We start from the raw sequence: 18,660 nt of genomic DNA on the forward strand, positions 1-18,660 counted from the left end.
TCACAGGCTCTGAGGCGCGCAGCCCATAGGGCGGAGCCTCGAAGGACACGCTCCAACGCTGCTCCTTGCATCCATCAGCGTCAGTGCACCCGCCCCCTCCTTCGAGGCCCCTTCGGGCCGCCTCAGGATGAGGCTCTCGTTGGCGTCGATCACCGACGCCGCCAGCGCCACCGGATATCCCGAGCACCTGCGGTTCCCTTGCCTCATTTTGCCGGCAATGGTATTGCAATCCCGCAACCTTTCGAGAAAGGAGGATCACGCAATGCAGTATTATTTCCGGTTTAATCGCCAGCGTGGTCCCGTCAACGCCCTGCAAATGCGTTTGCAGGGCTGACCAGAGACCGTTTCTCGACATCTCTTCCTGGTCTGCCCTCGTGGCCAATGCGGCGCCGTATCGTAAGGTTCGAGCGCGCATTCCTGTAATTTCCCGGGCCAATTACCCGCAACCCCGTGATGGCTGAACGCCCCGGGTCGCGCCCCGGTCAAGACCAGAGAACGATCATGACACTCATCAATATCCGCAATCTCGGCGTGACGCTGGGCAATCCGCTGTTTTCCAAACTCAATCTCGTTGTCAATTCCGGCGACCGCATCGGCCTTGTCGCCGCCAACGGGCGGGGAAAATCGACGCTGCTTGCCTGCATCACCGGCGCACTGGAACCGAGCGAGGGCGAGATCACCAAAGCGCGCGGACTGACCGTCGGCCACGTCGCCCAGAATGTGCCGCCCGCACTGTTCGACACGCCGTTTTACGATGCGGTGCTGCAGGCGCTGCCGGCCGATCAGGCCGAAAGCGAAAGCTGGCGCGTCGACGTGGTGCTGGAATCGCTTGAGGTGCCGGAGGTTATGCGCCGGCGGCCGCTGAAGCAGTTGAGCGGCGGCTGGCAGCGGCTCGCCATGCTTGCCCGCAGCTGGGTGAGCGAGCCCGACGTGCTGCTGCTCGACGAACCGACCAACCATCTCGACCTCGAAAAAATCGCGCAGCTGGAGGGTTGGCTGAATGGCCTGCCGCGCGACGTGCCGGTTATCCTTTCCAGCCACGACCGCGCCTTCCTCGACGCAACGACCAACCGGACGCTGTTTCTGCGGCCGGAGCAATCGCCGGTCTTCGCCCTGCCCTATACCCGGGCGCGCGCCGCCCTCGACGAGGCCGACGCCTCCGAAACCCGGCGCTATGAGCGAGACATCAAGGTGGCGGAGCAATTGCGCAAGCAGGCGGCGAAGCTGAACAATATCGGCATCAATTCCGGCAGCGACCTGCTCGTCGTCAAGACAAAGCAGCTCAAGCAACGGGCGGAGAAGCTGGAGGATGCGGCAAAACCGGCGCATCTCGAGCGCTCGGCCGGCGCCATCCGGCTTACCAACCGCGGCACGCATGCCAAGGTGCTGGTGACGCTGGAGGATGCGGCAGTGACGACGCCGGATGGAACGCTGCTGTTCAAGACCGGCCGGCAATTCATCTGCCAGGGCGACCGCATCGTGCTGCTCGGCCTTAACGGCGCCGGCAAGTCGCGGCTGGTCTTGATGCTGAAGCAGGCGATCGAAAGACCGGAGACCGCGCGCGACAGCATCAAGGCGACGCCGTCACTGGTTCTCGGCTATGGCGACCAGGCGCTTGCCGATCTTGCCGACACCGACACGCCGATCGGCACGATCATCCGCCGCTTCGACGTTGGCGACCAGCGAGCCCGCGCCCTGCTTGCCGGGGCCGGCATGACGATCGACATGCAGGCAAAACCGATCGGCCAGCTTTCCGGCGGCCAGAAGGCGCGGCTCGGCATGCTGGTGCTGAGGTTGACGGAGCCGAATTTCTATCTGCTCGACGAGCCCACAAACCATCTCGACATCGAGGGACAGGAAGCGCTGGAGAGCGAGTTGATGGCGCACGAAGCCAGCTGCCTGCTGGTATCGCACGATCGCAGCTTCGTGCGGACGGTGGGAAACCGGTTCTGGCTGATCGAGAGGAAGCGGCTGGTGGAGGTGGAGAGCCCGGAAGGGTTTTTTGCTTCGGTTCGGGGGTGATGGATGGTGCGATCCGGAGGGTGATTGTTGTTGGCGGCGTGCCGTGCAGCCCCCTCATCCGCCCTACGGGCACCTTCTCCCCGAGAGGGCTATTAGATTCACACATTGTCGAAAGCGGAGAGGAGGAGGTCTACGCCGCGCTTTGCGGCTTGGAACTGCTGCCATCCGTCGAGCATGACGATTGGCCCAGGCTTGCCGTAGTAGCCGGTCCATCCACCGAGGCGGGCGCAGACCCAGGCGGCATAGGCCAGCGACCCTTTGGGATGCGGGTTCTTCTGTTTGGCGGTGTTGCCCTCCAGCTTGGCGCAGAAAGCTTCCAGCAGCGGTCGGTCACTTGGCTGGAAGGCGTCTTCGATGGGACGCAAGGTGGAGCCGGGCGGAGCGCCGTCGCGGGCATGAACCAGTTGCTGCACGATGACGGCGGCGACGAAGGCAGCCGTCACCAGGTTGCTCAACGCCCCCTCGTCCTCGATGCGCAGGCCTTCGATATCGAAGCCTTGGGTCTTCAGGGTGCGGAACAGTTGCTCGATCGTCCAGCGGCGCGATAAAGGGCGATGACCGCCGCCGCCTGGTCGGCATCCGACACCGCATAGGTCGTTAGCAGCCGCCAATGGATCGGCGTCTCGCCCGGTGGCGGCGTGCTCTCGCGCACATCCACCAGATAGAGGCGCACCTCATCCGGGGTCTTCTTGTAGATACCGTTCTTCGGGTGCGGCAATGTCACCGCGCTGAAGCGGATCGCTAATTGCGTGTCGCGCTCCTTGCGGCCCGGCTTGGCCGGCAGGGTGAAGGCAAGGTTTGCCGCAACCGGCAAGGCATCGGCCATGGCAAACAGCGACGGCTGGTCTTTGCCGAAACTGCGGTCTTTGGCGGCGCGCACGACAAGGTCGACATTGGCAGGCTTTCGGGTGAAGGCCTCGTAGATATCGCTTTCGCGGTCGGCAATGACGGTGATGTGGCGCGCCGCCGCACAAACCTTTGCCGCCCGGTCGGCGCCCTCCAGCCAGCGATAGCTCTCCTTCTCCTCGATCGGACGCGCACGCTGGGTGCCGCGCTTGCCCTGGTCGCGGCTTAGAAACTGTCCGTGGATCGCCCCGACGATCGCGCCATCGCCGGCGTCGACCCCGATCATCGCATGCAGATAAAGGCCGCCACCGCCGCTGGAGCGGACCACCGTCGTATCCTGAATAGCCAGGATATGCCGATCCGCGCAGCGGTCCGCCGTGCGCAAGGCCGCTTCATCGATCATCGCCTGCGGATCGACCGCTCCATTGCGCAAGAACCGGGTCAAGCGGATCTCTCCGGCCCGATTGCCTCCGAGCTTGCGCACCCGCATTCCCTGGCCGGCCGTCGCAACAAGGCGCCCCAGCAAGAACGCCCCCCTTTTTCCAGGCGACGGTCGCCAAACCGCCCCAGGCTCAAATCATCCATCGCTCAATTCTCCTGCTTGCAGCAAGAGAATCAGAACACCATTCCATAGGCAATTCTAAATGTGTGAATGCCATAGCCCCGAGAGGGAGAAGGGGGAATCGAGACGTCGCCACGAGTCTCTTCTCCCCTCGGGGAGAAGGTGGCGGCAGCCGGATGAGGGGGCCTCACGGCACGTCGCCAACAATGCGTCAAAACCTACCGCTTCGGTGCGACCAGGCAGAAGAAGGCGCCTTGCGGGTCCATGGCCTGGATGATCCAGCTGCCGCCGGGGACCTCCATCGGGCCGTGGACGACCTTGCCGCCGCCGGAGGTGACGCGTTCAATCGCGGCATCGAGGGTCGGCACGATGAAATAATAGCTCCAGAACGGCATCTGGATGTTTTCCGGCTTGGTCATCATGCCGCCGATCTGCTTGCCGTTGTGGGCGAAGAGATAGTAGACGCCCATTGGACCCATGTCCATTTCGCTGTCCTTTGTCCAGCCGAACAGCTTGGAATAGAAGGCGACAGCGTCTTTGCCGTTGCCGGCATAGAGTTCATGCCAGCCGATATTGCCTGGCGCATCGGGGGCCAGTTCCGGCCAGGTTTTGTCCATCGGCGCCGGCGTCATGATGCAGAGCACTGCCCCATGCGGATCGGCGACGACGGCGAAGCGGCCGACACTCGGGATGTCGTCCGGCGGACGGCGGACCGAACCGCCATTGGCGGCGAAATCCCTGGCCGACTGGTCGACGTCATCAACGCCGACATAACCCGTCCAGTTCGGCGGGATGCCCTTGCCCTCGAGTTCGGCCGGAAATTCCATCAGGCCGGCGACGCCGATGCCGTTCGCCTCGAAGATCGTATAGGGCGGCATGCCCTCCACTTGCATATCGGAAGTGGTCCAGCCGACGACCGAGCTGTAGAATTTCGCGGCGGCCGATGTGTCGGGGGTCATCAACTCGCACCAGATGAACTTTCCATGCGTCGCAGACATCATACTCTCCCTTAAGACGCTTGAGCGCCGTGACTGTCAGATCTTGCGGGTGTAATGCGCTTCCATGAACTGTTTCCAGGCACCATCCGGCTGCCTGACGCTGGAGATGAAGGTGCGGTGATCGGCATCGACGAAGGCAATCTGCTCGCGGTAATCGGCAAGCCCTTCGCTATTGAAGTCGGGCCCTGTCGTATAGAGATCCAGAATGTTGCCCGAAGCGTCGAGCTCGCCGTCGTAGACCCACATATAATCCATCATGCTGCCGATCCAGCTGCCGACATATTTGCCTTTGGCGGCGTTGTAGCCGAGAGTCAGGATGCTGGTGCCTTGCTTGCCATCCGGCATGCGGCCGGTACCTTCGGCAACCCACCAGATGCCATGCAGCGAGCGGACGGTTTCGGTCCAGGGCTCGTCGCCGGACATTTCGGGTGCGGTGACGGTCCATTCGCCGATCAGTCTTTCCAGGAAGGAATGTTCCTTCAGCACTTCAGCGGTCTTCATCCTTCTCTCCCTTGCGTGATGTTGGCCTTATTTCAGTGACAGCAGGATGGCGCCTTGGCAGCCTCCTCATATTCGTCGTGGCGACGCACGAAATTCATCGTGCTGTCCTCGTTGCGGCCCTTCGGCGCCCGGTCGAGGATCATCAGGGTACCGATCAATTCCTCCGGCCCGCGGGCATAACTCGAATAGGTATGGAAGACTTCGCCTTTGTCGTTGCGGTAGAAGGCGCTGAGACCCGGCAGTTCGTCATTGGCATCAGCCGGCTGCATGGCAGTGAAATTGTAAAAGACCTTGTCTTTGGCAAGATCCCCCGGGCTGAAAGAGACGTGATAATCGAAATTGAAATCGCTGCCGAAGGAGGAGACCCAGGGAAATTGCCAGCCCATGCGGCTCTTGTAGGCGGCGATCTTTTCGAGCGGCGCGCGTGAGACGGCGACCCAGGTGACGTCGTGATGGTTCAAATGCGGCAGAGCGCCATCGACATGATCCGACAGGAAGGAGCAGCCGGCGCAGCCGGCATCCCAATCCGGGCCGAGCATGAAATGGTAGATCAGCAACTGGCTGCGGCCGTCGAAGAGATCGGCGAGCGACCTCCCGCCTTCAGGCGTTTCGAAGACATAATCCTTGTCGACCTTCACCCAGGGCAGCGCCAGGCGCGCGGCGTTGACGCTGTCGCGCAGCCTCGTCGCCTCTTTTTCTTTTGCCAGAAGGGCACGGCGGGCTTCGAGCCATTGCTCGCGGGAAACAACCTCATTCTGCATGAAATGCGCCCTCCTCCGGCGCCTGCCGGTGAAGCCGGCTCATCTCCTTCTCCTTGACTAAATACATTGATATCAATAGAAATGAAGCATGTCAAATTCGATCGAGATTCCCTTTTCCACGACGCTGCTGGTGCGCGACACCTGCCTCTGCCTGCATGTGCAGCGAGCGGCGCGGGCGCTTGCCCGGCTGTTCGACGATGCGCTGAGGCCGGCCGGGCTGACCAACGGGCAATTTTCACTGATGATGTCGCTGAACCGGCCGGAGCCGCCGCCGATGGGGCCGGTCGCCGCCCTGCTCGCCATGGACCAAACGACGCTGACAGCGGCGCTAAAGCCGCTGCAGCGCAAGGGCTGGGTGAGCGTGATGGAGAATCCGAAGGACCGGCGCGGCCGGCTGCTTGTTCTCACCAGCGAAGGCAAGGCGGTGCTGGCAAAGGCGCTGCCAATCTGGAAAAGCACACATGCGACGCTCGACAGCACGCTGCCAGAGGGCGGTCCCGCACGATTGCGACAGGATCTGCAGGCTGTGTCAGGGATGACGGCGGAGGTCCCGAAATCAAGTCGTTCGCCGCGCCGGCTCCGTCAGAGTGCAACAGCCGAATAGGACATCCCACTGCCCCACGAGATCGCGGCAGCCGATAGGGCTGCCGCGTTTCAGAGAAGATCAGGCAACCGTGACCGGCACTTCGGTCGAGGTGCGCATGGCGTGGCTGTAGGGGCAGACGATGTGGGCCGCGGCGGCGAGCTTTTCGGCTGTTTCGCGATCGAGACCGGGGATATTGACCGTCAGCGCCACTTCGATGCCGAAGCCGGTGCCATCTTCACGCGGGCCGATGCCGACCGTGGCGGAGACAGTCGTGTCCTCCGGAATCTTGACCTTCTGCTGGCCCGCGACAAATTTCAACGCACCGAGGAAGCAGGCGGAGTAGCCGGCAGCGAAGAGCTGCTCGGGGTTGGTGCCGGTCGCGCCATCGCCGCCGAGTTCCTTCGGAACGGTCAGCGTCACGTCCAGAACACCGTTTTCGGAAACGGCGCGGCCTGCGCGGCCGCCGGTGGCAGAGGCTTTGGTCGTATAGAGAATAGGCATGACGATCTCCTTTGATTGGCCCTTCGTTTGGGTTGGACTTTTAATATTGCACAATTAAATCGTACGCAAGTGAATTTTGCAAATTGCATTTCGAATTCGAAAAGAGGACAATCGGACCACTAGCGCATCGAGCTTTCCGAAAATCGAAATCGATTTTCGGAAAGCTCGATGCGTAGATTCAAAGTGTTACAGCGTCCTTCGCGTGTCTGAAAAGACGCGCGGCGCTGTAGGGATGATGGATATGAAAGCGCACACGATAAAGACGATGGAGATACCGCAAGAGGAAAAGCGGCTGGAAAAGCAGTTGTGCTTTGCGGTCTACGCGACGGCGCATGCGTTCACCCGCGCCTATAAACCGATTCTCGACAGGGTCGGCCTCACCTATCCGCAATATCTGGTGATGCTGGTGCTGTGGGAACGCGGCGAGCTGCCGGTGAAGACGATCGGCGAGCAGCTGGATCTCGATTCCGGCACGCTGTCGCCACTGTTGAAACGGCTGGAACAAAACGGACTGATCAAGCGCATCCGCGACCTGCGCGACGAGCGGCAGGTGATCGTGTCGCTGACCCCGAGAGGTGAGGCTATGAAAGGGGAGATCGATACGATCATGACGGCAATCGGGCAAGCCGCCGGCTGCACGCTCGAGGAAATGGCCGCGATGCGCGACATGCTGCATCGGCTGCGGGGCAATCTCGGCCGGGCCGGCACGAGCGGCGGTTGAGCGCATCCACCCCGTCAGCCTAAGAGGGTAGAACCTAACGGATTTGAGCCCGAGGATTACGGCCGCTTCGCAGCCGCCTTGGCCGGCGACCGGCGCTTCTTTGCAGGTGCCGCTTCAGGTCCGGCTTCAGCCTCTTGCTGCAGGCGCATGGCCTTCAACTTTTCCGTCTTCTTGTCACGGGCCGAGGCCTCGGCCGCGATAATGGCGCGCGCCGTGTGATCGGTCGCTTCCGCCTTGTCGCGAGACGAAAGCTTGGCGGGATTGAAAAATTCTCCCTTGGTGGCGGTCATGTGCCCCTTTCTCAGGTGATGACGGCTGAATTAGGCGTGATTCACGGCCGAAACCATGGTTGCCGCGATTCCGCGGCCAGGCCATGACCCTTACGGTTGGCCGCAATTCCGCGACCTGGCCGTAGATCTACAGTTAGCCGTGATTCAACGTTGGCCGCAATTCCGCGGCCGGACCGTGATTCCGGCCGGGTTAGCGGGCGCGGAGAACCTTCTTCGGCGCCGGCAGCAGGCCTTCGCGCTGCAGCTTCTTGCGGGCAAGCTTGCGCTGGCGGCGAATGGCTTCGGCCTTTTCGCGGGCGCGCTTCTCGGACGGCTTTTCAAAAGCGCTGCGCGCCTTCATTTCCCGAAACAGGCCTTCCCGCTGCATCTTCTTCTTGAGCACGCGGAGAGCCTGATCGACGTTGTTATCCCTGACGAGTACCTGCAAAGTGATATCCTTCCTGTCACGGCGGCGAGGCCGCACTGTCAATAATGAAACGGCGAAACTACTTGCCCGTTCTGATGCTCGAAAACGTCAGCCAGGGCTCGGCGCCGTCGGACTTGGCCGCCATCTCCGGAAGTGCCCTGGATGGCGATTCCCCGGTATCGATATCGGCCTCGGTAATGCGGCGTTCGAAATTTCTGCGTCGAAACGGACGCGATATTGCACATGCCCGTGATCGTTGGGCAGGATGCTGGCGATCCGGCAGCGCTTTACGGCCTTCGCCGTGCGGGTAAGACCGGATTTCAGCACGATCATATCGCCGATCTTATAGTTTGGCCTGCCCATTTCAGCGTCCCTTCGACTCTTCGGCTGCTCACTGGTCAATCAGAACGACCGAGGTCGTTCAAGAACGACCTGGGCCATTCGGAAAAGCCCAGCGATCAAAGCAAAAAGGCCGGGTTGGCACCCGACCTCTTCCAGTCACTCAGCCATTTCGCTGGCATTACGGCCAGCACAGGCGAATGACAAATCATGCGGCCTGAAGGTTGTCGGCCGAATTCTTGCCCGACTTCTTGTCGCGGACGAGATCGTAGCGGATCTTCTGACCTTCAACGAGTTCGCGCATACCGGCGCGTTCGACCGCTGAAATATGGACAAAAACGTCCGTAGAACCATCATCAGGCTGAATAAAACCAAAACCCTTGGTGCCATTGAACCACTTGACGACGCCTGAATTCATAACGATCTCCTTTTCAACCGTTTGTGTTTCGCCTGCGGAATGTCCGACAAGCCGTATCGATGTTGAGAGGATATCTGACGGAGCGCTTCAGCGCGTGGACAAAGGTCGCAAGCAATTCGATACGCACCATGTAGGATATTTAGCGAATTAAGCAATGGTTTTTTGAAAAATAAATCCCTCGCGGGCGCAAAATGGGCCGTTTCACCGGGGAAAACGGAGCAACCCGAGGCGGCCGGTTGACGGCCGCCTCGGCGACATTACTGCAAGACGACGATCGGCGCTTTCGTCGGAGCGCGATCGTAGAGATCGATGATATCCTGGTTCAGCAGCCGCACGCAGCCCGAAGAGACGGCCTTGCCGATCGAGCGCCAGTCGGGATTGCCGTGCAGGCGGTAGAGCGTATCTTCCCCATTCGAGAAGATATAAAGCGCGCGGGCGCCGAGCGGGTTCTTCAGGCCCGGCTCCATGCCGCCGTTCTCGATCGAATATTTGACGAGTTCCGGCTGGCGGGCGACCATCTCGTTCGGCGGCTTCCAGCGCGGCCATCTCTGACGCCACTGGATGACGCCTGAGCCCTGCCAGGCGAAACCCTCGCGACCGATGCCGACGCCATAACGCATCGCCATGCCGTCACCCTGGACGAGATAGAGGAAGCGCGACGGCGTATCGACGACGATGGTGCCGGGAGGCTGGCCGGTGGGATCGAGGACGCGCTGGCGATAATAGCGCGGGTCGATCTGCTCGTAGGGAACGGCGGGGATGAGAAAGCCGCCGTCCTCGACGGGGCCATACATGACGGCAAGCTCGGCCCCACTCGGCGCACTCGACGCTTCCGGGGACTGGAACAGGCGCATGGGCGAACGGTAGGTGATCGTCGTATCGCCCGATGTTACCGTATTGGCGGAAGAGGCACAGCCGGTAAGCGCGGATGCTGCGGTCAATGCCGAAAAGGAAAGAAAGCTGCGGCGGGAAAGATGTCTATCGAAGCTCATGACGCGGGACTGATTTCCTCTGATGCGGGAAGCTGGACGCGACGCCGGGTAAACCGGCGATTCGCCCGAAGCCGATAACAACAACATCAGAAGATCTATCGGCTTGCGCCAAATAAACCATAGCTTCACGCAGACGTGTCCGGCCTTGAGCAGACGATATCAGCGGCGCTGTTGCAGCGCTACATCACAACAATCTCCGCCTTAGCGGGAAGACGGTCATAGAGGTCGACGACGTCCTGGTTCAGCATGCGCACGCAGCCAGACGAGGTCGCCTTGCCGATCGACTGCCAGTCGGGCGTGCCGTGGATGCGATAGAGCGTATCCTGCCCGTCCTTGAAGATATACATGGCGCGGGCGCCGAGCGGGTTCTGGAGTCCCGGATTCATGCCGCCGTTTTCCGCGGCAAAGGGGCGAACCTCGGGCTGGCGCGAGACCATTTCGACCGGCGGCGTCCAGCGCGGCCATTTCTGCTTCCACTGGATGACGCCGCGGCCGGACCAGGCGTAACCATCGCGGCCGAGGCCGACGCCGTAACGCATCGCCTTGCCGTTCGCTTCGACGAAATAGAGGTAATGCGCCTGGGTATCGACGACCACGGTACCGGGGCGCTCAGTGGTCTGGTAGTCGACCTCCTGGCGCAGAAACTGCGGCTGCACACGACTTACCGGGATCGCCGGCAGGGTAAAATCTTCGTCGCGAAGCGCACCGTACATCGCCATGTGCACCGGATTGGTGACCGGCAAGCCGTAGGTCTGATGAAACTGGGTCTTGTAGAGTTCGCGCGTCTGCGGCACCGGTTGATCGGGGATCGGCCGTACCCGGCGCGGATCGACACCCGGCGGCTGATAGAAGACCGGTGAAGTTTCCTGAACGAAGCGGGCAGGCGAATCGGCGGCGACATCGGGAATGAGGATGTTGCAGCCGCTCAGCGACGCAACGACCGCCACCAGCCCGGCAATCGGCAAGACCCGGCGCAGAAAATTCATGGAACCACCCTTATCAACGATCGGCAAGACAGCGACATCTGCCAGGACGATGGCATTCGCGGCTGGCGCGAGGCTGGTGTTGAGGTGGAATCAGGAGACGAGCAGAACACCGTTGCCGTAGGCGGCAGCCAGATCGCGGATCAGGCGCATCAGATCACGCCGCCACCCCGTGGAAGAAGCGGATGCTCTGTTCGATCTCGGCCGGCAGCGCCGAGGTGTGATTGCCGGCGACGGTTTCGGTCTCGATATGGATGCCGGCGGCGCGGGCGCGGCGGGCCAGCAGATCGGCGCGGTCGTTGAAATGCGGCTCCTCCGTGCCGTGTACGACACGGACCGGACATTTGAAACTGTGGGCGTAACATAGCGCCGACCGCACCTCGAATTCATGCGTATTGCTGTCGTCGAAACGGATATCTTCAGGATAGCGGTTGAAGAAGCGGAACGCGTCGGGATTGCCCGATATCGGCGCGGCGGCACGGAATTTCTGCGTGCTCATCGCCGTCAGCATGGTCAGCGTGCCACCGATGCTGTGGCCGGCGATGAACAGGCGTTGGGGGTCGACACCCGGCAGATGCGCCAGGCGCTCGGTGGCGGCGAGAACGTCATCGACCTCGTCGTAGAAGCCGGAGAAATTGCCCATCTGACCGTTTTCGCCGCGCAGCGACGGCATCATCACGACATAACCGGCATCTATATAGGGTTTCATCAGCTGCCAGTGGCCGACCCCCATGGCGTTGCCGCCGTGCAGGAAGAGCACGGCCGGCTTGGCGGCGCGCTCGCGTTTGTATTTCGAGACCCAGGCGGCCAGTTCCAGCTCGCCGTAGCCGGAGCGATAGAAAATCTTGTCGGCATCGGCAGGCGCGCTCAACAGTTCGTACTTGTCGGGCGCCGGGCCCTTCAGCAAAAGCTTGGTGCGGAAATGGTGGCGAACCTTGGCATAATCGCGCTTGGCAAGCCGCGGTTCATCCGGAACATCGAACGCCGCCGCCATTTGTGGCAGGACGAGTGTGCCGGCAAGACCGGCCAGCACGGCACGGCGTTGGAGGAAAAAGGAATTCCGTTCATGCGAGCTCATAACGCAGCACCCAAATCATTTCCCCGGCACGCAAGATTTGCACCGGAAGATCGTTGCCGCCAATACACATCCTGTTGAAATTATGGGACTGCGGCATTGTTGCACAGGGGGATTTGTCCCTCACCCCGGCTTGGCGTCGATCATGGCGATCAGCGTGCGCAGCCGGTCGGCCTCATAGGTGGGTTTGTCGGGGCGAAGGCGGGCAATGCGGGGGAAGCGCATAGCGACGCCCGATTTATGCCGGGTCGAGCGATTGATGCCTTCAAAGGCCACTTCGACGACGAAGCCGAAATCCTTGTCGGCGCGCACCGCCCTCACGGGGCCGAAACGTTCGGTGGTATTGTTGCGCACGAACTTGTCGAGCACTTCCAGCTCGGCATCGGTGAAGCCGAAATAGGCCTTTCCCACAGGCACCAGCTGTTCGCCGTCCTCGTCATCGGCCCAGACGCCGAAGGTGAAATCGGAATAGTAGCTCGAGCGCTTGCCGTGGCCGCGCTGGGCATACATCAGCACAGCATCGACGTTGTAGGGATTGCGCTTCCACTTGAACCAGGGGCCTTTCATACGGCCGGCCTGGTAGATGCTGTCGCGGCGCTTGATCATCACGCCCTCGATGACCGGATCGGGCGGGGCGGCGCGGAGACGGTCGAGCTCATCCCACGACGAGAACGGCACGAGCGGCGACAGGTCGAAACGGTCGTGAGGCGCGCGGTCGATGATCTCGGTCAGCCGGTCGCGCCGATCGATATAGGGGCGGCCGCGCACATCCTCCTCATCGTCGAAGAGCAGGTCGTAGGTGCGGATGAAGGCGGGGTAATCGGCCAACATCTTTGCCGTCACCGTCTTGCGGTTCAGGCGCTGCTGCAGGTCGGAAAAGGTGCGGGTCGGGCTGTTGGAGCGGGCGGTGCCGCCGACCAGCAATTCGCCATCGACGACGCCGGAAAAACTGATTGCATCGAGAATATCGGGAAAGGCGCCGGATATGTCGTCGCCGGAGCGGGAATAGATCTTGCGCCGATCGCCGGAGCGGGAGAGTTGGACACGGATACCGTCCCATTTCCATTCGGCGGCGTAGCTGGCCGGATCGAGACTGGTGAGATCCCCCTCCTCCACCGGATTGGCAAGCATGACCGAGTGGAAGATCGCCGGTGTGGCCAGCACCGGCTTTTCGCCACCAGCCGCCAGCCATGCGAACAGCGTTTCATAGGGCGGCTGCAGGCCGTGCCAGAGGGTTTCGATCTCGGTGACGTCCTTGTCGCCGAGGTCGGCCAGCGCCTGCTTGGCAAGCCGGGCGGAAACGCCGATGCGCATGGCGCCGGTCGCCAGCTTGATGAAGGCGAAGCGGCCGGAGGAATCCAGCCGGTCGAGCAGGTCGCGGACGAAGCCGCGCACTTCGGTGCGGCCGAGTGCGTTCATGCCGGCGACCACCTCGCCGAGACGCGGCTGCGAAAGGGCCGCGCGGTCGATATCCCGCTCATTGTCCCAGACGAGCGAGATGGTTTCGGCGAGATCGCCGACATAATCGTAGGAATAGCGGAACAGCACCTCGTCGATGCGCTCCAGCACCAGCTCGCGCAGCATGGCGGGCTTGACGTTGCGCACCTCCAAGGTGCCGGCGATGGCGGCAAGACCGTAGCCGCGATCCGGGTCCGGCGTGTCGCGGAAATAATCGGTGAGCAGTTTCAGCTTGCCGTTGCGGCTGGGGGTGAGGACGAGGCGGTCGAGGAGGTCGGCGAAGGCTTTCATGCTGGCCTCCTCGTTCTGGGAGAAAACCCCTCCCCAACCCCTCCCCACAGGTGGGAGGGGCTACCCTGCGGCACTGCCCCGCCCTCTTTCGGCCTCCACGTTTTCGGCGATGATTTTGTAGTGGGACAGCGCGACACATTAAGCCCCTCCCCCTTGTGGGGAGGGGTTGGGGAGGGGTTTTGGCGCAGCACGCAGCTCATCTCAATCCGCCTCATCCTCATAACCCACCAGATGCAGCGGTTTGGCCTTGATGTTCTGCAGCTGGCACCAGCGTACCAGCGCCTCCTCGCGGCCATGGGTCACCCAGACCTCGGCCGGGTGCAGTTCCCGGATGGTTTCCGTCAGTTCCGGCCAGTCGCAATGATCGGAGATGACGAGCGGCAGTTCGACGCCGTGCTGTTTGGCGCGCTGGCGCACCATCATCCAACCGGAGGCGAAGGCCGGCAGCGGCTCGTTGAAGCGGCGAGCCCAGCGGTCGGCGAAGGCCGATGACGGGCCGATCACAACCGCACCCTCGAAAGCGGATTTGTCGCGGCTTTCGACTGTGGCCGGCAGCAGCTCGCCGAGAGCGATGCCTTGTTCGACATAATAGTCGCAGAGTTTTTCCATGGCGCCGTGGATATAGATCGGTTCGGCATAACCGGCATCGCGCAGCAACCGGATGACGCGCTGGGCCTTGCCCAGCGCGTAGGCGCCGACGAGATGGGTGCGCTCGGGAAATTGCCTGAGCGAGGCCAGCAGTTTGCCGATCTCATCCATCGGATCGGGATGGTGGAAGACCGGCAGGCCGAAGGTCGCCTCGGTGATGAAGACATCGCAGGGGAGCGGCTCGTAGGCGGCGCAGGTCGGGTCGGGGCGGCGTTTGTAGTCGCCGGAGACGACGATCCGGGTGCCATTCTTCTCGATGGCGATCTGGGCCGAGCCGAGCACATGGCCCGCGGGATGGAAGCTCACCTTGACGCCGTTGACCAGCAGCTGCTGGCCGAAGGCGGCAGCCTGCTCGCTGGCGCAGAAACCGTCGCCGTAACGCAGCCGCATGATGTCGAGCGTCTGGCGGGTGGCAAGCACATTCACATGGCCCGGCCGGGCGTGATCGGAATGCCCATGGGTGACCAGCGCCTGCTCAACTGGCCGCACCGGATCGACATAAAAGCCGCCTTCCGGGCAATAGAGCCCTTCGGGGGCGGGATAGAGCAGCGCATCAGGTCTCATGAAACGAGAGATAGCGGGAAATGGACGCGAGGCCAGAGGGCGAAAACAGGGATTGTCGAATGCGCCGGAAACGAGCAATGCACAAGCGCGTCTCGCTCGGACGCTGGTCGACATAATTCGGACAGTAACAAGAATGGCCGCCGTTCCTCAAGACGGCCATGATGATCTCCTTGGCGGTGACGCAAGCCGGTTGCTCAGACGACCGGCGTCATCAGCAGACTGGTTCTGTCGTGGCCAACCAGCATGTCCAGCGAGGTCCCCGCACGGACGTCTACCGGTTGCGGGAAAGTGTGAAGAACCTGGAGCCAGCCGCCACCATGATAGTCGTCGGGGTGATTGCTGAAAACCACGCCCTCGATCAGATCGACTTTCATCCACTGGACGACCCCGACGGCGGTGCCGTTTGCGTGAACCGGCACCGATATCTTGCGCAACGCGGCAGCATGTTTGCGAGCGGTGAGATCCACTGCAGCGATCTCGAAATCGTCCGAAAGCCTGGTCCAGTCGGTCATCGTGCCGTGAACCGGCAGACGCAGCGGGGCGAGCGCATTGAACTGCGACATGTCGAAGCCGGAGACTTCGCCGACTTGGGCATAGTTGGAGAGCGTTTCGCTGGCAACCAGGCAGCCCATGGCCGCGGCGGCGCGAGGAATGACGATGGCGTCCTCGCGGACCAGTCGGGCGTGAGCGTCCTCGAAGGTTTTCAGCACGTCTTCGGCCAGGAGATCGCTCGAAAGGATCTCGGAAATCAGGATATCGGCGCGAGCTTTCATCTCCTTGCCGACAGAAAGTTCGGTCGAGGGCTTTTCGAAGATGTCGATCTGTTCGCGATAGCCATTGGCGGCGATGATCTTTTCCGCGGCCTGCGCTATGACAGGCACACTCTCACAGCTCGCGATATTGGTGGCGCCGGCGCGCGCCGCCATCATTGACAGCAGGCCGCTGCCCGCGCCGATATCGAGGATCTGCGCATCGGCTCCGCGCAGCTCTATGGCACGGCGGATCGCCGCTTCGAAAGCGTCGTTGCGTCTGGTGTCGTTCATCATGGCGATGTGCCAGAAGGGCACGATCGATGAGGAGATACGCCTTATCTGATGCCAGGCATTGATATTGTCCGGCTGCAGCCGCAGAACATGACGAAACTCGGCAAGCGCCTCCGGCTGTCGGCCGGAATCGGCGAGCGCCACGGCGAGGTTGTTGCGCACGACAGGATTTTCGGGCGACAGGCCACGCGCCATCTCATAACAGCCGACCGCTTCCGCCGACCGGCCGAGCCCGCGCAGCAGCGCACCCTTTTCCATGAGGGCGACGAGATGGCCGGGATTGAGGCCGAGCAGCTTATTCCAGTAGTAGAGAGCGGTTTCGGCATCGCCTCTCTTTGCGACGACACCCGCCAGGAGCGGTAGAATATCTATCGTGCGATAGTCTTTGTGCAGGACTCTGACATAGGCTTTCTCGGCACTTTCGAGATCACCCGACGCCTGAAAACCCATGGCGTCGTTCAGCGATTTGCGCGCGATCGAAATTCTTTCTTCCATATCGATACTGATCATTCCGGCTCCCTGGCCTTCTCAAGTCAAGCGGGGGAGCCGCGGATCGAACACAGCCATCGAGCCGCATAATCCGCCCATGCATCGGAAGTCGCATGGGTGGACGGCGGCCCGAAGGTTTCCGTGAACGAACGACAAACGATTCCTTCCCAGAAGATCCTACGTTTGCGGTTCAGAAAAAGTTACTGAATTCTTAAGAAATTTCGCTGCCGCGGCTCAACGCCGCAAGCCTTGATTTTTTTGTGCGTCGATGCCGTCAAGGAAGTCGAGCACCGCGGCATTGAATTCCGCCGGCCGCTGCAGCGGCGCAAAATGGCTGACGCCGGTGAGATAGATCATCTCAGCGTCGGGAATGGCGCGGGCCAAATGTTCGGCATGATCGGACTTGATGAATTCGTCATGTTCGCCCAGCACGATGGCGACCGGCACCCGGATCAGGCCGAGGTCGGCAGCCTGATAATTCGGCTCCGTCCGCATCATCAGGCTGACCGCTTCGACGAAGAGGTGAAAATCGTCTGATGTTGCGGACAATGCGGCATAATCCCTGGCATGCCGGCTGAAACAGCGGTCGATGACCGGCGTCGGGACGAACTCCAGGGTGCCGCTCGGATCCATGTTGCAGGCGAAGAAGAACACGCCCTCGACACGTGCCGACGCCGTCATGGCGAGGGTCAAGGCAATGCAGGCGCCGTCGCTCCAGCCGACGAAGGCCGCCTTTTCGAGAGAGAGTTCGTCCATGACGGCAAGAACATCCGCCGCCATCAGCTCATAGGTATAGGGACGGGAATCGCGGGTGCTTCTTCCATGGCCGCGACTGTCGATCAGCACGACGCGGCGGCCGCTGCTGAGGAGCGCCGGCACCTGGTAGCCCCAGTTGCCGCTATGGCCGAGGCCGCCATGCAGCAGGATGACCGGCGGTCCGGCGCCATAGGTCGCATACCAGATGCGGGCGCCGTTCAGCCCAACATGACCTTCGACTGCAGCCGGCGGCAGAGGCGTCGCGCCATGCGCTTCGAAATGGATGAGTTCGTCGTCCTGTTGTTCCATGGCGATGACATCCTCTCCGGCCTCTCCGGCGAATAGGCCATTGGCATAGAAAAGCCGGAAAAGAGCCCAAGAACAACCAGAATCGCTTTCTAGCTGTTGAATCTCCAGGTGCAATCAGGAGGAGCGGCATTGGGCAGGAAGCTTTTCTATTGCGCCGGTGCAATCGCGCTTGCTGCGGCCGGCATCTACCTCGCCAATACCAGCCTTCTGGCGGAGCATCGTCCGGGAAAGCTTGAACTGCTCGCCCATCGCGGCATCGCCCAGCGGTTCGACGAGACCGATCTGAAGAACGATACCTGCACGGCAAGCCGTATGCTGCCGCCGAAACATGATTACCTCGAGAATACCATCCGCTCGATGCAGGCAGGCTTTGCGGCCGGCGCCGATATTGTCGAGATCGACGTGCATCCGACGACGGACGGCGCTTTCGCCGTCTTCCACGATTGGACACTCGACTGCCGCACCGACGGGCACGGCGTCACGCGCGAACATTCGATGGCGGAGATGCGAAAACTCGACATTGGCTACGGCTATACCGCCGATGGCGGCAAGACGTTTCCGTTTCGCGGCCGCGGCATCGGCATGATGCCGACGCTTGCCGAGGTGCTGTCGACCTTTCCGGATCGGCGCTTCCTCATCAACGTCAAGAGCCGCGATCCGTCCGAGGGTGAAAAGCTCGCGGGCGTGCTCAACGGGCTATCGGCCACAAGACGGGCTGAGATCATCGTCTATGGCGGCGACGAGCCGATCGATGTGCTGCGCCGGCTCGTGCCCGATCTCAAGACCGCCTCGCGCAAGAGCCTGAAGACCTGCCTTACCGGCTACATCGGCTATGGCTGGACCGGCGTGCTGCCGGAGGCCTGCAAACACGCCATGATGCTGGTGCCGATCAATATCGCGCCATGGCTCTGGGGCTGGCCGGACCGCTTTCTCAACCGGATGCAAGATGCTGGAACCGAAGTCTTCGTGCTCGGCCCCTATCGCGGCAGCGACTTTTCCACCGGCATCGACGACCCCGCGCTCCTGGCGCGGCTGCCGCCAAACTATGCGGCAGGCATTTGGACGAACGAAATCGAGGCGATCGGCAGGCTTGTGAGATAA

General features: G+C 61.8%; 22 protein-coding genes and 1 pseudogene. 6 read left to right on the forward strand and 17 right to left on the reverse strand.

Annotation, left to right across the window (positions count from 1 at the left end; genetic code table 11):
- Window positions 1-139: 139 nt before the first annotated feature.
- Window positions 140-334, forward strand: a complete 195-nt coding sequence (locus RCCGE510_RS34630; RefSeq protein ID WP_157179860.1) for a hypothetical protein — start codon at window positions 140-142, stop codon at window positions 332-334.
- A gap of 167 nt (window positions 335-501) precedes the next feature.
- Window positions 502-2,022: an ABC-F family ATP-binding cassette domain-containing protein gene (locus RCCGE510_RS02660; protein WP_007626898.1), complete on the forward strand. Its 1,521-nt coding sequence runs from the start codon at window positions 502-504 to the stop codon at window positions 2,020-2,022.
- Window positions 2,023-2,120: 98 nt separating this feature from the next.
- Here RCCGE510_RS02660 and RCCGE510_RS35440 read toward each other — a convergent pair whose 3' ends face one another.
- The 5 genes from RCCGE510_RS35440 to RCCGE510_RS02680 form a co-directional block, all read right to left on the reverse strand.
- Window positions 2,121-2,477: a hypothetical protein gene (locus tag RCCGE510_RS35440; protein WP_007626900.1), complete on the reverse strand. Its 357-nt coding sequence runs from the start codon at window positions 2,475-2,477 to the stop codon at window positions 2,121-2,123.
- Window positions 2,478-2,527: 50 nt separating this feature from the next.
- Complete coding sequence (locus tag RCCGE510_RS35445) at window positions 2,528-3,313, reverse strand: IS4 family transposase (protein ID WP_240539616.1); 786 nt, start codon at window positions 3,311-3,313, stop codon at window positions 2,528-2,530.
- 335 nt (window positions 3,314-3,648) lie between these two features.
- Window positions 3,649-4,428 (reverse strand): VOC family protein, encoded by a 780-nt coding sequence (locus RCCGE510_RS02670; protein ID WP_007626903.1) that lies wholly within the window; start codon window positions 4,426-4,428, stop codon window positions 3,649-3,651.
- A gap of 36 nt (window positions 4,429-4,464) precedes the next feature.
- Window positions 4,465-4,929 carry a DUF1579 domain-containing protein gene (locus RCCGE510_RS02675; protein ID WP_007626905.1) on the reverse strand — a complete coding sequence of 155 codons (465 nt, stop codon included), beginning with the start codon at window positions 4,927-4,929 and terminating at the stop codon, window positions 4,465-4,467.
- Between the two features lie 32 nt (window positions 4,930-4,961).
- The gene (locus RCCGE510_RS02680; protein ID WP_007626907.1) at window positions 4,962-5,690 is read right to left on the reverse strand and encodes a thioredoxin family protein; all 729 of its coding nucleotides are present in this window, start codon (window positions 5,688-5,690) and stop codon (window positions 4,962-4,964) included.
- A gap of 88 nt (window positions 5,691-5,778) precedes the next feature.
- Here RCCGE510_RS02680 and RCCGE510_RS02685 point away from each other — a divergent pair, with 88 nt between their 5' ends.
- A complete protein-coding gene (locus tag RCCGE510_RS02685) occupies window positions 5,779-6,294 on the forward strand; it encodes a MarR family winged helix-turn-helix transcriptional regulator (protein ID WP_007626909.1) in 516 nt (171 codons plus the stop codon).
- Window positions 6,295-6,354: 60 nt separating this feature from the next.
- Here the strand turns inward: RCCGE510_RS02685 and RCCGE510_RS02690 are convergent, their stop codons facing one another.
- Window positions 6,355-6,777 carry an organic hydroperoxide resistance protein gene (locus RCCGE510_RS02690; protein ID WP_007626911.1) on the reverse strand — a complete coding sequence of 141 codons (423 nt, stop codon included), beginning with the start codon at window positions 6,775-6,777 and terminating at the stop codon, window positions 6,355-6,357.
- A gap of 232 nt (window positions 6,778-7,009) precedes the next feature.
- Here RCCGE510_RS02690 and RCCGE510_RS02695 point away from each other — a divergent pair, with 232 nt between their 5' ends.
- Window positions 7,010-7,498, forward strand: coding sequence for a MarR family transcriptional regulator (locus RCCGE510_RS02695; protein ID WP_007626913.1), 489 nt, complete (start codon window positions 7,010-7,012; stop codon window positions 7,496-7,498).
- Between the two features lie 56 nt (window positions 7,499-7,554).
- On the opposite strand, the gene RCCGE510_RS02700 is transcribed toward RCCGE510_RS02695, so the two are convergent.
- The 3 genes and pseudogenes from RCCGE510_RS02700 to RCCGE510_RS33045 all read right to left on the reverse strand — a co-directional run bounded on the left by RCCGE510_RS02700 (window position 7,555) and on the right by RCCGE510_RS33045 (window position 8,557).
- Window positions 7,555-7,788, reverse strand: a complete 234-nt coding sequence (locus RCCGE510_RS02700) for a hypothetical protein (protein ID WP_007626915.1) — start codon at window positions 7,786-7,788, stop codon at window positions 7,555-7,557.
- Window positions 7,789-7,978: 190 nt separating this feature from the next.
- On the reverse strand, window positions 7,979-8,215 hold the full coding sequence (gene rpsU, locus RCCGE510_RS02705; RefSeq protein ID WP_003569533.1) for a 30S ribosomal protein S21: 237 nt from the start codon (window positions 8,213-8,215) through the stop codon (window positions 7,979-7,981).
- A gap of 58 nt (window positions 8,216-8,273) precedes the next feature.
- Window positions 8,274-8,557 (reverse strand): annotated as a pseudogene (locus tag RCCGE510_RS33045) (cold-shock protein).
- Between RCCGE510_RS33045 and RCCGE510_RS35085 the strand changes: the two are divergent.
- Window positions 8,438-8,737: a hypothetical protein gene (locus tag RCCGE510_RS35085; RefSeq protein ID WP_007626922.1), complete on the forward strand. Its 300-nt coding sequence runs from the start codon at window positions 8,438-8,440 to the stop codon at window positions 8,735-8,737. The pseudogene RCCGE510_RS33045 and the gene RCCGE510_RS35085 sit on opposite strands and share 120 nt — an antisense overlap.
- Window positions 8,738-8,741: 4 nt before the next feature.
- Here the strand turns inward: RCCGE510_RS35085 and RCCGE510_RS02715 are convergent, their stop codons facing one another.
- The 8 genes from RCCGE510_RS02715 to RCCGE510_RS02750 all read right to left on the reverse strand — a co-directional run bounded on the left by RCCGE510_RS02715 (window position 8,742) and on the right by RCCGE510_RS02750 (window position 17,559).
- The gene (locus tag RCCGE510_RS02715; RefSeq protein ID WP_003546468.1) at window positions 8,742-8,951 is read right to left on the reverse strand and encodes a cold-shock protein; all 210 of its coding nucleotides are present in this window, start codon (window positions 8,949-8,951) and stop codon (window positions 8,742-8,744) included.
- Window positions 8,952-9,208: 257 nt separating this feature from the next.
- On the reverse strand, window positions 9,209-9,943 hold the full coding sequence (locus tag RCCGE510_RS02720; RefSeq protein WP_007626925.1) for a L,D-transpeptidase: 735 nt from the start codon (window positions 9,941-9,943) through the stop codon (window positions 9,209-9,211).
- 179 nt (window positions 9,944-10,122) lie between these two features.
- The gene (locus tag RCCGE510_RS02725) at window positions 10,123-10,929 is read right to left on the reverse strand and encodes a L,D-transpeptidase (RefSeq protein WP_007626927.1); all 807 of its coding nucleotides are present in this window, start codon (window positions 10,927-10,929) and stop codon (window positions 10,123-10,125) included.
- 154 nt (window positions 10,930-11,083) lie between these two features.
- Window positions 11,084-12,004, reverse strand: coding sequence for an alpha/beta fold hydrolase (locus RCCGE510_RS02730; protein ID WP_007626929.1), 921 nt, complete (start codon window positions 12,002-12,004; stop codon window positions 11,084-11,086).
- 120 nt (window positions 12,005-12,124) lie between these two features.
- The gene (locus RCCGE510_RS02735) at window positions 12,125-13,750 is read right to left on the reverse strand and encodes a cisplatin damage response ATP-dependent DNA ligase (protein WP_007626930.1); all 1,626 of its coding nucleotides are present in this window, start codon (window positions 13,748-13,750) and stop codon (window positions 12,125-12,127) included.
- A 201-nt stretch (window positions 13,751-13,951) separates the two neighbouring features.
- Window positions 13,952-14,962: a ligase-associated DNA damage response exonuclease gene (locus RCCGE510_RS02740; RefSeq protein ID WP_007626931.1), complete on the reverse strand. Its 1,011-nt coding sequence runs from the start codon at window positions 14,960-14,962 to the stop codon at window positions 13,952-13,954.
- A gap of 194 nt (window positions 14,963-15,156) precedes the next feature.
- Complete coding sequence (locus RCCGE510_RS02745; RefSeq protein ID WP_007626932.1) at window positions 15,157-16,515, reverse strand: 50S ribosomal protein L11 methyltransferase; 1,359 nt, start codon at window positions 16,513-16,515, stop codon at window positions 15,157-15,159.
- Window positions 16,516-16,728: 213 nt separating this feature from the next.
- Entirely contained in the window at window positions 16,729-17,559 is an 831-nt protein-coding gene (locus RCCGE510_RS02750) for an alpha/beta hydrolase (protein ID WP_007626933.1), read from the reverse strand.
- Window positions 17,560-17,688: 129 nt separating this feature from the next.
- Here RCCGE510_RS02750 and RCCGE510_RS02755 point away from each other — a divergent pair, with 129 nt between their 5' ends.
- Window positions 17,689-18,660, forward strand: a complete 972-nt coding sequence (locus RCCGE510_RS02755) for a glycerophosphodiester phosphodiesterase family protein (RefSeq protein WP_007626934.1) — start codon at window positions 17,689-17,691, stop codon at window positions 18,658-18,660.

Origin of the sequence: Rhizobium sp. CCGE 510, from assembly GCF_000292525.1 — a bacterium.
GTDB lineage: Bacteria > Pseudomonadota > Alphaproteobacteria > Rhizobiales > Rhizobiaceae > Rhizobium.